Annotated in this window: 12 protein-coding genes and 1 tRNA gene; 5 read left to right on the plus strand and 8 right to left on the minus strand. The window is 44.1% G+C overall.

The genetic code is table 11. The features are described from left to right. Positions 1–104: 104 nt before the first annotated feature. Positions 105–2069, minus strand: coding sequence for a fructose-1,6-bisphosphatase (locus tag AABW11_RS18410; protein ID WP_445263805.1), 1965 nt, complete (start codon positions 2067–2069; stop codon positions 105–107). A gap of 414 nt (positions 2070–2483) precedes the next feature. On the opposite strand from AABW11_RS18410, the gene AABW11_RS18415 reads away from it, so the two are divergent. The 5 genes from AABW11_RS18415 to AABW11_RS18435 all read left to right on the plus strand — a co-directional run bounded on the left by AABW11_RS18415 (position 2484) and on the right by AABW11_RS18435 (position 7746). Further along, positions 2484–3161 (plus strand): haloacid dehalogenase type II, encoded by a 678-nt coding sequence (locus tag AABW11_RS18415; RefSeq protein ID WP_340106806.1) that lies wholly within the window; start codon positions 2484–2486, stop codon positions 3159–3161. A gap of 202 nt (positions 3162–3363) precedes the next feature. After that, entirely contained in the window at positions 3364–3909 is a 546-nt protein-coding gene (locus AABW11_RS18420) for a 2'-5' RNA ligase family protein (protein WP_340106807.1), read from the plus strand. Positions 3910–4358: 449 nt separating this feature from the next. Next, positions 4359–4442, plus strand: a tRNA-Leu gene (locus AABW11_RS18425). A gap of 519 nt (positions 4443–4961) precedes the next feature. Then, the gene (locus AABW11_RS18430; protein WP_340106808.1) at positions 4962–6509 is read left to right on the plus strand and encodes a Fic family protein; all 1548 of its coding nucleotides are present in this window, start codon (positions 4962–4964) and stop codon (positions 6507–6509) included. A gap of 88 nt (positions 6510–6597) precedes the next feature. After that, entirely contained in the window at positions 6598–7746 is a 1149-nt protein-coding gene (locus tag AABW11_RS18435; protein ID WP_340106809.1) for a hypothetical protein, read from the plus strand. Here the strand turns inward: AABW11_RS18435 and AABW11_RS18440 are convergent. The 7 genes from AABW11_RS18440 to AABW11_RS18470 all read right to left on the minus strand — a co-directional run bounded on the left by AABW11_RS18440 (position 7743) and on the right by AABW11_RS18470 (position 14864). Further along, entirely contained in the window at positions 7743–8813 is a 1071-nt protein-coding gene (locus tag AABW11_RS18440) for a DUF2231 domain-containing protein (protein WP_340106810.1), read from the minus strand. The two genes, AABW11_RS18435 and AABW11_RS18440, sit on opposite strands and share 4 nt — an antisense overlap. Before the next feature lie 18 nt (positions 8814–8831). After that, entirely contained in the window at positions 8832–10037 is a 1206-nt protein-coding gene (locus tag AABW11_RS18445) for a permease (protein WP_340106811.1), read from the minus strand. Between the two features lie 8 nt (positions 10038–10045). Continuing rightward, on the minus strand, positions 10046–10495 hold the full coding sequence (locus AABW11_RS18450) for a hypothetical protein (protein WP_340106812.1): 450 nt from the start codon (positions 10493–10495) through the stop codon (positions 10046–10048). After that, positions 10495–11961, minus strand: a complete 1467-nt coding sequence (locus AABW11_RS18455) for a multicopper oxidase family protein (protein ID WP_340106813.1) — start codon at positions 11959–11961, stop codon at positions 10495–10497. The genes AABW11_RS18450 and AABW11_RS18455 overlap by 1 nt, the downstream gene beginning before the upstream one ends. Before the next feature lie 6 nt (positions 11962–11967). Then, positions 11968–12183 (minus strand): SHOCT domain-containing protein, encoded by a 216-nt coding sequence (locus AABW11_RS18460; RefSeq protein WP_340106814.1) that lies wholly within the window; start codon positions 12181–12183, stop codon positions 11968–11970. Between the two features lie 55 nt (positions 12184–12238). After that, positions 12239–13003 carry a copper resistance protein B gene (locus AABW11_RS18465; protein ID WP_340106815.1) on the minus strand — a complete coding sequence of 255 codons (765 nt, stop codon included), beginning with the start codon at positions 13001–13003 and terminating at the stop codon, positions 12239–12241. Between the two features lie 61 nt (positions 13004–13064). Next, on the minus strand, positions 13065–14864 hold the full coding sequence (locus AABW11_RS18470) for a copper resistance system multicopper oxidase (protein ID WP_340106816.1): 1800 nt from the start codon (positions 14862–14864) through the stop codon (positions 13065–13067). Positions 14865–14993 lie beyond the last annotated feature (129 nt).

Consider the following 14993-nt stretch of genomic DNA (forward strand, 5'->3'; position numbering starts at 1 on the left):
TAATGTAGCAACTACAACCCTCACTCACAACATCTATTTACACGTTTGCGGAAGTTGAGTTAGAGCCTGTCTCCTCCCGAAAGGAGAGGCTTAAATCACCCAATTTATGCCTCTTTTATAGCTCCGGACCTATACGCCTTCAGCAATGCTTTCAGATCTTCGATTTCGCTTCGTATTTCATCACCGGTGTCCGTGTCTGCAATACGTATCCGGTTCATGCGCTGCTCGAGGATACGCGTTTGGGAATGAATATCGATCTCTTCCTCAATCGCCATTTCAGTGGATTGAAACGGCTGATGCGCAGCTAAAAGTAGTCCCCAGGAGTTATAAATGAGAGTGTATCCAGCGATGCCCGTTTTATCCTGGTAGGCCTTTGCAAACCCGCCATCGATAACCAGCAGTTTCCCTTTCGCCTTTACCGGGCTCTCCCCTTTTTTCACTTTCACGGGAACATGGCCGTTCAGTATATGGCCTTTCTCAGGGTCTACGCCAAACTCCTGCAGAATTTGCGAGGCAACACCCACGTCCGTTCTGTAATCGTAGTATGGATTCATGTTTTCCATGTGGGTGGCCTCATCTGCAATAAAATATCTCTCAAATGTTGCCATCTTATCTTTTCCAAAAAGCGGAGACTGAGACCCGGTCCACAAATACCACATGGTATCCATGCCGTACTGTTTCTTTTTGAGGTCATCGTTAGCAAAATAGCCTTGCCGCGACAACCGATCCAGACGATCCATAAAATCTTTAGGCCCGTAGCCATCCTTTCCAAACGTAAAGTGCTTCAATACGCCATTTGGTTTCATTGGAATACAACCGTGGTACAGAAGATTATTATTCTTGACCAGGTACATGCTTCCTTTGGCAAAAAGAAACCGAACGTGTTTTTGCAGGCGCTCACTATTTTTAAACGAAAGGCTTAGTCTCTCCATCACAGACTCCTCCTCCGGCGAGAGCTTATAGGGATCATCAGGATCAATAGTGGGGAAATTTGTGTCCTTCATAGGGTACGTCTTACCTTTAATCGTAATTGTCCCATTCTCATGATTAATTTTATCAAGCAGCAGCCGGTCTTTCATCTGAAATTGCGGGCGCCGTTTGATGATCTGCCCCTCCAGCTTAAACTGCATCACAGAGATCGCTTTTTGCATCCGGGCCATCATCAGTTGTTCCTGCTCCGTAAATTCATCCTCTACTTCTTTAGGCCTGAAAATATCGCAGGGGTCATCGCCATATACATCAACCGCCAGCGATACGAGCGGCAGCATGGAAATGGCATACCCATTTTCAACCGTTTCCATATTTGCATAGCGAAGCGACACTCGTATGACGTTTGCAATGCAAGCTTCACTCCCTGCCGCTGCTCCCATCCATACGATATCGTGGTTCCCCCACTGAAAATCCACGGCGTGATAGTCCATCAGCTCATCCATGATGACGTGAGCGCCCGGCCCCCGGTCGTACACATCGCCGATGACATGAAGCCGTGAAATCGTGAGCCGCTGAATCAGGTATGCCAGCGCCTTGATGAACGCACCAGCACGGTCCGTTTCTATGATAGTTGAAATAATGCTGCTGTAGTACTGCTGCCGGTTTTTTGTACTTTCCTGTTCGTGAAGCAACTCCTCGATAATGTAGTCAAAATCTTTGGGCAGAGCTTTTCGAACTTTACTCCGGGTGTATTTTGATGAGTACACACGGCAGAGCTTTATCATCTGAAACAGCGTTTTTCGATACCACTCTTTGGGATTGTCGACATCCTTTAGGATAATCGGCAGCTTTTTATCTGGATAATAGATGAGCGTCGCCAGGTTCTTTTTCTCCTGTTCGCCCAGCGTGTACTGAAACACCTCTTCAATCCGCCGTTTGATAGATCCCGAGCCATTTCGTAAAACGTGAGAAAATGCCTCATATTCACCGTGAATATCCGACACAAAATGCTCAGTCCCTTTCGGCAGTTCAAGAATAGCGCTTAGATTTATAATTTCAGCCGATGCTTTTTGAATGGACGGATACCGTTTTGACAACAATTTCAGGTAACGCAGATCTTCAATCGGTTCGTCGTTCATCTTGTATAGTGATGGATTGAAATTAAATAATGAGTCCACTCCGAAAAGTCAGATTTAGTACGGATGTTTATAACAAGCTTAAATAATTTAGACAATATGCCCCTCTCTGATTCCTTAGAGAGGGGTGGGGTGAATCCGAAACAAATAAATCTAAATTATTTAAGCTTGAGCCGCTAATTTTCAGAGCGCATGACTATTCGGAGTGGACTCAATAATAAAAACCGGCTTGTGACCTGCTCCAAGACCACTGTGCCGGCCTATTAATATAGTGCAACAAAGATCAGATTCAAGTTTCTCGATAAAGTTCGGTGAACTTTTGTTTGATAACCCGCCACTGATTCTCATCTCATTGAATCGTACAGGCAAGAAACTGTGTTATCACAATCAATCAACTGAACAAAAAAATCTTTAATCATGCAAAAAACGCTCGCATTCGATGTATACGGAACGTTAATTGACACCTCCGGCGTACTCGATACGCTTCAGAATATGATATTCGACAAAGCCGACATGTTCATGAAATCATGGCGGCAGAAACAGCTCGAATATTCGTTCCGGCGCGGGCTGATGAGGCAGCATTGCGACTTTTCAATCTGCACAAGGGATGCCCTCAATTATTGCTGTGAATCGCTTGACGTATCGCTTAGTGATAAACAAAAAGAGACTCTTTTAGATAGCTATACCATACTGCCCGATTTTCCTGATGTGAAACAATGCCTGGCCGAGTGCCGGGATGCGGGCCATCGCATTTACGCATTTTCAAACGGGAGCGCAGATGCTGTCAAACAACTTCTTGATCATTCGGACATCTATTCATTTTTTGATGGAATAGTAAGCACAGAAGATGTTCACACGTTTAAACCAAGCCCGGATGCTTACCAATATTTTATAAAGAATACCCAATCCGTCATACCCGAAACATGGCTTATTTCAGGCAATTCTTTTGATGTAATGGGAGCCCGTGCCTGCGGGTGGAACGCTGCCTGGGTTCAGCGCTCGCCGGATAAGCCGTATGATCCGTGGAGTGAATTTATGCCCACAGCAACGATTGAGAGCCTGGCCAGCCTGCCGGGCGTTTTAACTGATTCGTAACTGTTTGACGCGAAGCTTGTCATCCCGCGCTTGACGCGGGATCTCCCATTCGCTCAACGATTGGAGATGCCGGATCGAGGTTTGGCATGACATAGAATGTAGGTTAACAGAAATTTTCAAAGAGCCTGAAGGCTTCCAGGGTTTCTCCCGAAAAGATCACATGGTGAAAAACCTTGAAGGCCTTTTTAAATAACATATACCCATGTCGAAAGAACTCTATTTGATTGCATTAATACCGCACGAAGAGCTACGCAATGACGTACGGAAGCTCAAACTTGAAATGAAAGAACGATTCAACGCATCGCACGCTCTAAAGTCGCCGGCCCACATTACGCTCCAGATGCCGTTCAGGCGGGATGAGGCTAATGAAGATGCACTTGCAGCGGCGCTTGAAACGTTTGCGAAAAAGCACCAGGCGTTTGACATCAGAATCAGCGGATTTGACGCGTTTCCGCCGCGGGTCCTGTTTCTTTCCATCGAAGATCATAAGCCGGTTGCCAACCTCCACGCAGACCTTCAAATCCTACTTAAGGATACCCTGAATTTCCCGGAGAAGGAACTAATGAGCCGGTTCCATCCGCATATAACCATTGCCACCAGAGATCTGAGCAAGAAAATGTTCCACAAAGCATGGCCTGAATTCAAAGAGCGAGAGTTTGAGGGGGCGTTCACGGCAAACAGCCTCCACCTTTTAAAACACAACGGTAAGAACTGGGACATGTACAGAGAGTTTGGATTTGGAGGATGAGGAGTCTTGAGATTTGCGAGACCTCCAAGCGTCTGCCACCCTGTGGACCTTGAAACGTCTCACGTCGTTGTATGGTAACTCGCAGATTGTAGATGGCTGTTGATGTAGATGCCAAAATTCGGTAATCGGTAATCGGTAATCGGTAATCGGTAATCGGTAATCGGTAATCGGTAATCGGTAAAATGTGTTGAAAATCAATACTTATTTCAAAATTAAATCCCAAAAAATTACATCATCTACCGACCCTTTTTAGAAAAAGTTAAAATTGCAGGATTATAGCAAAGGCATGACTTTTCACGTTTCCTTTTTCCAATTCCAAGCCTCATATCTCACGACTCAAGACTCCCTACTATTTTTCAAAAAAAAGAATTGCTATATATTCTGAAATGTTGGTATTTTTGGAGTCTTGATTAGTTCACACAACTAATGAATAGATTATCACGACACTTGCCCGAGTGGCGGAATTGGTAGACGCGTGCGCTTCAGGTGCGTATGTCCTCACGGACGTGGAGGTTCAAGTCCTCTCTCGGGTACATTGACAAAGCCGTAAAGTGAAATTTAATAACACTTTACGGCTTTTTTATTTTCTACTGTAAAACAATTGTGAAACAATTACGCTCTTTTCTCCCCTGATAATTTATTTGCAGCCTGAGAGTGAAACAAGGACACTTGAACAAATCTTAAAATCAGCATCAGCTCTTTAACACTTGTTCTGCATTTCTTATAGGTTAGTAAAACTCTCCATTTAAAATAAATTTTCAGTAATGGCTTATTTCCATCTCCCTCTTTTCAATCCCTTCATAGATGAACTTTTCGCTCTTTCTTTAATCTAAAATAAAGCAATCTATGGACTACAAATTTTATCCCTACAAGCGTGGCGAACTCTACCTGATTTGCTTGGATCGAACCTATTGACTCATAAATGTGACCAAATCTACTTAAAAAGTAATCGATTTTGACAAATCACCCCCTTTTCTAAACAATTTCAATAAAAAGTAATCGATTTTTACGATATTGGTACCAAAATAAATGATAATCGATTTTGACGAATTATGGCTGATGATAATCGACTTGAAGAAAATATAACCGTTTTCAGAAATTATACACTTCCTGAAACCGGTATGAAGCTGGCCGGATATAGCGCTTTAATACATTTCTACAATTTAGCGGTACCTTTGCCAGAATTAATTTCTGCAATAAGTGAAAAGCACAGAAGCTATACCGAGGGTAAGTGGCGTGTGTTTAAAACTGGGCGGGAACCAGCTCCTACTCTTCTTGGCCACCTTACATTTGCATTTCGATATGAAGGATTGGATCTGCTGGTTCTTAAAAAACTCTTTGAGGCGATTGATAAAAATGACATTGAAAAAATCGTAAAAGATCAGCCAACCGGTCGGAACAGCCGGAGAATTTGGTTTTTTTATGAATGGCTGATGGATGATGGACTCAATGTAGAGGATGCACAATCAGGGAATTATATTGAGGCTCTTGATCCCAAACTACAATACCCCGGCCCAAAACAAAGATCACAGCGACATCGTGTGTGGAATAACCTGCCGGGAAACAGGGATTTTTGTCCGCTAATACACCGCACTGAGAAGCTTGAACGATTTAGTGTTGAAGAGTTGGAAAAGAAAGTATCTGATACGATAGGAAAAGTACATCCGGATCTACTATCACGAGCCGCAGCTTTTCTGCTGCTAAAAGATTCCAAAGCTTCGTATGCCATTGAAGGGGAAACTCCTCCTGAAAACAGGGCACAACGCTGGGGAAAAGCAATCGGACAGGCCGGCCAAAAAGACCTTACTGAAGATGAATTGCTTCGACTCCAGGAGATTGTAATTGAAGACAGACGGTTTGTTGATATGGGCTGGAGAGAAGAAGGGGGATTTGTCGGTGTACATAACCGGGTTGATGGCAAGCCCCTTCCGGATCATATATCTGCCAAATGGCAAGATATTCCACAGCTCATCCAAGGCTTATTAAAGGGCAACGAGTCTCTCATTAACAGCGACTATGATCCTGTATTAACGTCGGCATCAATTGCATTTGGGTTTGTATTTATCCACCCTTTTGCTGACGGGAACGGCCGTGTACACCGGTATCTGTTTCATCATGTGTTGGCCCGAAAAGGATTCTCTCCCAAAGGACTTATTTTCCCGGTTTCAGCTGTCATTCTGGATCGGATTGATGATTACAGAAACGTTCTGGAATCATTTTCGAAACCACGACTTGATTTTATTAAATGGAAACCAACTCCGGATGGTAATGTTGACGTTTTAAATGAAACCATCGATCTCTACCGCTACTTTGATGCGACGAAGCAAGCGGAGTTTCTTTATGAATGCGTAGAGGAAACGGTTCTCAAAACACTGCCGGAAGAAGTGCTATATCTTGAGTGCCATGATAAAATGAGAAATTTCCTACAGGATCATTTTGACATGCCTGATAAACAGATGGAAAACCTGATTGGTTTTTTGCGTCAAAATGGTGGTAAACTATCTAAACGTGCTTTAGACAAAGAGTTTGAAGCATTAACCGATGATGAAGTCATGTTATTGGAAAACAAGTATCAAGAAGTTTTTATTGATGTCAGTTGATGATTTTCCTCAGGAATGTAATGATTAGCCTATCTGACTCAATTTTATTAGGGAAGATGATTGTAAATACTGTCTTATCAACCAAACTATGAAAAGCATCACATTTAATAGAACTGAGCTCTACAAAGAGCTTTGGGGAAAACCCATGACTCAGATCGCAAAAGATTACAAGATAAATGTATATCAGCTTACGAAGGTATGTGATGAACTCGAGATTCCAAGACCGGAGTCAGGGTATTGGTCGAAATTGCGAAATGGTTATAAGGTAAAGCAAAAGCCACTGACGGAGTTTGAAAAAGAAGAGTACAAATTAGCGCTCAATGATGATCCCGAAATAGATTTGAAGGATCAGCTTCCAAAGACGTTTAAGACCATAAAGTTCAAAAAGAATCTGACCGGACTCCACCTATTAGTCGATAGAACATACAGGTATTTAAAAGATAGGGACTATCGAGACAACTATGGAAGGCTCAAACCATTCGGAAAAGATTACTTAGGAATCTTGGTTTCAGAGTCACTATTGGAACGAGCCATACTTTTTTACGATGGCCTGATTAGAGAGTTAGAAAGACAAGGTTTTCAGATCACAGGAGGAGGCACTGATAAGACTGTGTATACCTCAGTTAAAATTGGTGATGATAAGGTTTATATACGGTTAGAAGAAGCAGGCTCATTTAACCGTACTAAAGTTGAGAGTTCCTGGAAAGAGTATGACTACGATTACTACACCACAGGTAAACTGAGACTGCAAATATCCCAACATGCTTCAAGTTATCGGTCTAAAACAATTTCTGATGCCTATGACCGAAAATTGGAATATCAAACTGAGAAGATTTTAAAAACCATTCTGCGTACTGCAAAAGAAGCAAAAGAGTGGCGTATCAATTGGGAAGAAAAAGAGAAAATAGAAGAACAACGTCAGAAAATCAGACAACGTCAACGACGTGCGGAAGAATTAGAGCAAAAGAAAAGAGCGGATTTGGAGCAAGCTTCTGCATCCTTCACAAAGTCACAATATATCTATCAGTATATTCAGGAAGTAGAAATTCAGATTAAACAGCAAGAGCTGAACCAGGAGCAGTTGGCAAGGTTCATTAAATGGAAAAACTGGGCTACAAAACATGCTGACAGACTCAATCCGGTAAAACAAAAAATTGACGCAATTTTAAACCCGGTGAAAAAAGAGGAGTCGAAACTGCAGTTTAAAATTTATGATACAGTTGAGATTAATGTCTAATTAAGCTGAGTTAAGGATATGCTATCGATAAGTATTGTTCCGGTTCCATTTAACTTTAAGCCGATACTACCGGCTTTCGGAGCCTCTCCGTGGCTGTGGATAGCCATTTCTTCATTAATATAGGCACGAAAGTGAGTGTCAGAGGCAACAGTTCGAATAAACATCAGTCCTGAAGCTGTATACTGTTCTTCAGCAAAAACTGTTCTTTCCCCATTAATAACACGTCCCTGGGTTATAGTGCCGTCAGATGAGAGTGCGACAAAGTCGTAATTTTGACTGTTTTGCACGTGGTTGACAAGTGAGACTTTCCCTTGAAAGCCAGAGAAATCCAAATAATAATCAACCTGTACGTTTTGGACCGTACGCTCTTCCACAAATAAGTTAGGTATTGAATCTACGGTAAGCTTAAGGAGGTAATTCTTCTCGTTTTGGAGAACTTCAGGCTCCAAATCCTGGACAGATCCCTCCAACCACCGAAAGTGTGATAACAGCGTGCTTACTCCATTTGGGCCGATCGTCCATGTCCAGTTGTCGTTATCCATCACCTCAAATGTAGTATTTGATTCTATAGATTGTGAAACGCTGGGCACATTCACTTCTTCTTGTTGAAGCAGCTGCCCCGTCCCGGCACCATATCCAAAGACTAATTCCGCACCGTGCTCCCCGGTTTCATAGAGCAGAAATACCCCTGGAAGGGCAATAATGAATGCTGCCACATTGATGATTTTACGATCAAGCATTTTGAACCAATGGAGACCAAATCGTAAAACAACATACCCAACGAAGTACCATACCGTCCAAAGAGCCCAGTTAGAGTGACTATTTAGAACATTTTGCGCCTGCGAAGGTAGAAAAACAGTGTCTGCAGCCCAGGTTCCTGTGTAATAGGCAGCAATAGCTGAAATAACTCCAACTCCATACAGAAGAGTGGTTTTTGTATCGTCCCACCAAACATCCGGCAAAAAAAAGTTTACCAGATCCATAAATACTGCCAGGAACAGTATGGCTATGGGGAAATGAACAAGTATCGGATGTATGTTGGGTGCCCATTCGGGTATTAGTTCCATAAAGAGAGGTTCATTAGCTTAAAATAGTTGAATAAAAACGAATGCTGATAATCCCAGGACATTAATAAGTATAAACAGACTCACTGCAATAGTCTTAATCTTACCCCCGCTCTCCATTTCCATCATTTTCATTTCGTGTGATTGCATGTACTTCTTATGCAGCCATACCAGCACACCGGCGATCACAGTGAATCCAATATTCATCCAGAAAGTATAATCTATCTTAAACTGGGTGATCTCAGATACCACCCGCGCGCTTTCCGGAACAATCCCCAATAATGAAAAAAGACCATTCAGGATCAAAGCGGTTGCCACAATGCTCACGTACATTATCCCGGCAATGTAGAGAGCCACTCTCCACCCATAATATTTTGCGTTAATGTGAACCAGCGGCGGCACCATCAGGTCGGAGTAAATAAACCCCATAATTCCGGCAAACAGCACACCATTTTCATTCAAAACGGTAGCCAAAGGAATATTTCCCATTGAGCCAATAAATGTTGCTGCAGCTACAAATGGGGCAATAAGAGCATTTTCTATCGCAACGAGCCATCCGGGAAGGTTTTGGGCATCTGCTAAAAACAGGCCAGACCAAAATGATTCGGGTACCAGAACTGCAACAAAACCGGCAATAGTAAACCCTATCAAAATGTCTTCCCAGGCCATTTTCCAGTCATTTACAAACTTATGACCCACCAGCCGCCACCCCTCTTTACTTTTGATCCGTTTTTTCCAGTCAAAATCCTCCTCCAAATCGCTACCAGCAGATTCCACTTTTTCTCTTGCAGCTTTTAACCAGTCTTCCGGGTAGGTTAGTTTTATAAGTACACTGCTTATAGTGATCAAAACAAGCCCGCCTATGATCTCTGCTACCAAATACTGCCACCCCAGAAAAATAAGGATCAGTATTCCCAGCTCTATCACCAGGTTTGTTGAAGCAAACATAAATGCTACTCCGGCTATAAAATGTGCCCCCTTTTTGATCAATGCCCGCGCAGCCGCCAGTGCGGCAAAAGAGCAGGAAGAAGATGCAGCTCCGAAAAACGTAGAGAGGGATATGCTTTTCAAATTGGCCTCACCCATATATTGAGTAAGCTTACCTTTCGGTACAAAAGCCTGGATCATCCCTGATACAAAATAGCCAAGCACAAACGCCCAACCTGCTTTCCAGAAAAAACCGAGTGCTGTCTTGGCAGATTCGGCATATAAGCTTAAAAAATCCATAAACGATCTTATTTTGTATTACGATTGTTCTTCATTTTGCTTTTACCGGCAAGATAAACACTGAGTGCCGGCAGAAATGTGATCTGCAAAACCGGGGAAAGACCCACCGGGTAATTTAAGATTTCAATCACAGGCATATTTGAAGAGTATTGCCACAGATTCAGCACTTTGGCAATCCACTCCAGAAAAAAACTTGCCAGGAAGCTGATGCCTAAGAGAAGAGCATATTCCTTGAAAGTGCTGACTTTAATATGAACGGCAGAGGCAAATACGGTAACAGTTTTCCACAAACCCAGCACAATTAGTATATCACCGAAAATTGCAGCCCACATCCATAAAGTAGCTTCCCAAAAAGGCCAGTCCCACATCTCATACAGGAATAAGCACTGTATAAACTCCCATAGCGTATGCAGAAGGAATGCCCAAAAAACGACATGAAGTGTACTATTCTGCTTCATCAGACAATTTCAAGATTTGCCATCATCCCGCTATCTTCATGTTCAAGATTGTGGCAGTGAAATACATACAATCCTTTTGGAGCATCGAATGTCACAATCACTCGAACTCGTTCACCGGGCATTACCAGGACGGTATCTTTCCACCCTGTTTCGGTTGGAATAAGACCCCGGTTTCCGCTGCGGCTTAATACTTTAAATTGTACAGCATGAATATGCATCGGATGAGGGACAGCGGAATTGTTGATGAACTCCCAAATTTCTGTATCACCCTTGGGTACTTCTTCATCAACGCGAAGCATTTCAAATAACCGACCGTTGATGGTGTGGCCGTTCATCATCTCCATATCTAATGCAATTCGTCGCGTGCGGTCAGCGTCCTCTTCGGAGGGGAAACTGATCTCAGACAGTTGCCGGGGAAGCTCTGCAGAAGCAGACGATTCGCCCTCATTGCCAATCCGAAATTCCATCAATGGAAATTCACTGCCTTGTTCCGGACCACCTTGCCCCATCATTTGAGACATGTTGCCCATCATTCCGCCGTTTGAAGGTACCGAAAACGTTTTACTGATCAATTCTGCAGATTTTTCGTCGACTTCTTTTGAAAAATCCACCAATATATCCGCCCGTTCTCCGGGAGCCAGCAGTAGTTCATTGGTTTCAACAGGGTTGGGAAGAAGTCCGCCATCAGAGCCAATCACCGTAAACGGATTTCCATTTCGAAAAGCAATATTATAAATCCGGGCGTTGGAGCCATTTAGTAATCGCAACCGATAGATTTGCGGCTGTACTTCGTGATAAGGGCTGGGAACTCCATTCACCAGAATATGGTCGCCCAAATAGCCGGTCATCATTTGCTCAGGCATCGAAGGGTTATAGTATATTCTGCCGGAAGAGTCTATTCTTCGGTCCTGAATAACCAGCGGCAGTTCAAACTCACCTGAAGGCAGGTTTAGAGCTTCTTCTTCATCGTCAGTTACAATAAAAAAACCTGCTAAGCCTCTGTATACCTGCGGGCCTGTAATTCTATGTGGATGAGGATGATACCAATAGGTCCCGGCCCTCTGATTGATCTTAAAATCATAGGAATAACTTCCTTCTGAAATAACATCCTTGGGGTGTCCGTCCATATCAGGAGGCACAATCATGCCATGCCAATGAATAATGCTTTCCTGACCAATATTGTTATGGAACTGAACCCGAAATCGCTCTCCTCTTTTTATACGGACAGTTGGTCCCGGCAGGGCCTCATTAAACTGCAGGCCGTCTAAAGTAAATTGGTCACCAATAACAAGGTCGCTGCGAGACGCTCTTAACTGATCACCCTCCAGGGTCCCTGGTATTTGCAAGGGATATTCATAGTCATCTAAATCGTTTGTGCTGGCATTCACGCAGGAGGTGACAAATGAAGGGGCCAACAAGAAACCGGCACCGGCTCCTGTGTACTTCAAGAATTTTTTTCTATCCATTTTATTTTAGTTCTTCAATTCCCGTTTACGCTTGTTGTACTCCTCTTCATCAATTTCACCGTTAGCGTACCGGCGTTTAAGGATCTCCATGGGTGTTTCTTTGTTCTGTTTATTTTGACCGGAGTTCCACAGAAATCGAACCATGAATATGATCAGTATGATTATTAAAAACCACCAGAGGAACATCATCCACCCTCCTCCAAAAAAATGAAAATCATGCATAAGACTCTAACCATTTTGTTAATGAATATTTTAAGTAATGTTATAGAATAAACCATTAAAACCACATCCGAATGCCGCCGAGCAGGCTTAGGTTGCTGACGTGTCCGCCTGCGGCACGAGCCATATCGGCGGTTTCGCCCAACTTGCGCTCCCAGTTCATACCGATGTAGGGGGCAAATTCGCGTGCAAGTTCATAACGAAGGCGGAACCCAAGACCGATATCATTGAATCCTGATCCAACACCCCACTCCGGAACGTCCTGAAGTGCCACACTGGTTTCGATGACAGGCTGACCGATAAGGCGCTGTGTAAAAAGCAGGTCATACTCAGCTTCCAGTGATGCGGAAATATCACCGTCTTCACTGACGAACATACCGCTGTCGACATGAAAAAAATATGGGGCCATTCCCTGCAATCCCAGAACCGCAAGGCCCCGCGATTTGTTGCCGCCACCTTCATAGGCCAGATCATAGCGGATGCCGGCCTGCAGATCAAAATACGGGGTAATTGCACGGCTGTAGAGTCCCTGGAATTCCATTTCGGCTTCACTCTCGGTAGTCAATGCTTCCCCGTGTGACTTGAACCAGAATTTGTTCAGATCTTTACCCACGTATCCCTGCAGCTCCCACATGAGGGGATTTACCCCGCTTATGCTGCGATATTCCAGCTTCTCAGCAATCAGATAAACGTAAGTTTTGTTGTCCATCATTAAATCGTTGCTGAACTCGGGTGCCTTTTGAGCCTGCGCCGGACTGCCTGCAATCAATGTTAGAACAAAAACAGTAAGAATAAATACTGATGCACGTTTAATTAAAGTCATCTTCATGCGGTTTTGTATGTCAAAAAGAAGTTGTTCGTCTATGGCGTTTAGGATTCCCTTATCAATATTCCTGCCCGTATATACTGCCGTCTTCATCAGCTACCTGTACTACCCGAAACATGCCGCGTTCCATGTGATAAAGGATGTGGCAGTGAAAAGCCCATCGGCCTTTATCACGTGGTGTAACGAGAGCTGATATTCGCTGGGCTGGTTGTACAAGCAAGGTGTGTTGTCGGGGATTGTATTGTCCGTTCCCGTTTTCCAGCTCCATCCACATGCCGTGCAGATGAATAGGATGCTCCATCATCGTATCATTAACCAGCGTCAGCCGCAGCCGTTCGTTGTGTTTGAACTCAATGGGGCCGTCCACCTCATGAAACTGTTTCCCGTCGAACGACCACATATACCGTTCCATGTTACCCGTCAGGTGCAGCTCCACTTCGCGTTGTGCATCACGGGTATCACGGTTGGCACGAAGGCTTTTAAGATCGCTGTATACCAGCACTTTTCGACCGTCATTACCCAAGCCGATGCCCGGTTCATCCAGCCGGTCAAACTGGTTTTGAGCGATGGCTGCCGCACCGATACCGTGTTTATCAGGTCCGTGTTGGACGGGGTCTGTCCCATTTCCTTTCATGTCCATGTCGCCATGGTGCATCTCCCCATGATCCATTTCTCCGTTCCCGTCATCTTTCATATCCATACTGTCCATGCTCATTGCCATACCCATATCCTTCATGCTGCGTTTGGGCCGTGGGCGCAGATCCGGCACAGGAGCTTCCATGCCATCACGAGGTGCAAGCGTACCCCGGGCGTAGCCGCTGCGGTCCAGCGACTCGGCGAAAATGGTAAACGGTTTTTCTTCTTTTGGCTCTACAATAACATCATAGGTTTCGGCAATTCCGATTCGGAACTCATCAATGGAAACCGGCTCCACATTTTGCCCGTCAGCTTGAACCACGGTCATCTTCAGGCCGGGAATGCGAACGTCAAAAGCTGTGGTGCCCGCCGATGCGTTGATAAATCGAAGCCGCACTTTTTCGCCTTTTTTAAAGATGGCATTCCAGTTGGAGTTGGGCCCCCGGCCATTCATCAAATGGGTATAGGTGGCACCGGTAACATCCACAAGGTCTGTCGCGCTCATTCGCATTTTACCGAACATGAGATAATTGTTCACAGCGTCACCAAAACCGTCTTTCTTTATATCATCAAAAAATTCGCCAATCGTTCGTTTCTGGTAATTATAGTAGCCTTCCTGTTTAACGTTATTTGCTAATACTCTATAGGGATCTTCGAAGGTCCAGTCTGATAGTACAACCGGATAATCACGATCATACTCAACCGGGTCCTCATCGGCCGGATCGATGATCAGGGGACCGTAATGGCCAAGCTGTTCCTGAAGTCCCGAATGGCTGTGATACCAATAGGTGCCGTTTTGCCGCACCGGGTATCGATATTCAAAGGTTTCGCCCGGGGCTATACCATCAAAACTTACACCCGGCACGCCATCCATCTGAAAAGGCAGCAATATTCCGTGCCAATGGATGGAAGTTGTTTCATCCAGTTCATTCTTAACCCGTAAAAGCACGTCTTGTCCCTCTTTCAACCGGATGAGAGGTCCGGGTACCGTACCGTTAATACCAATGGCCCCTCCCTGCTTCCCATCAATCTTGTGGGGCATTCTGCCAATAGTCAGATCAATCACATTATCAGGACCCTTTGGACGAAGCTCGTTTCTTTGATTGAACCCTGCAAATGCATAGGTGGGCAGGATAGAACTTACACCAGCCAGAGCCGCCATCGTGGCGGTATATCGCAAAAAGCGAAGGCGTGTAATATCATTGTTATTATCTTTACTCATAACCGTTTTATTGTCCAATTTTCAATTTGTGTGAAGGATTGGTTTGAATTTAAAACAGATTCGAAATATAACAGGTAAACCTTAAATCAAGCTTAAAGCATTTCTCATTTTTAATCTCCTGCTATAAAT

The sequence above is a fragment of the Rhodohalobacter sp. 8-1 genome, from assembly GCF_038150125.1.
Taxonomy (GTDB): domain Bacteria; phylum Bacteroidota; class Rhodothermia; order Balneolales; family Balneolaceae; genus SW132.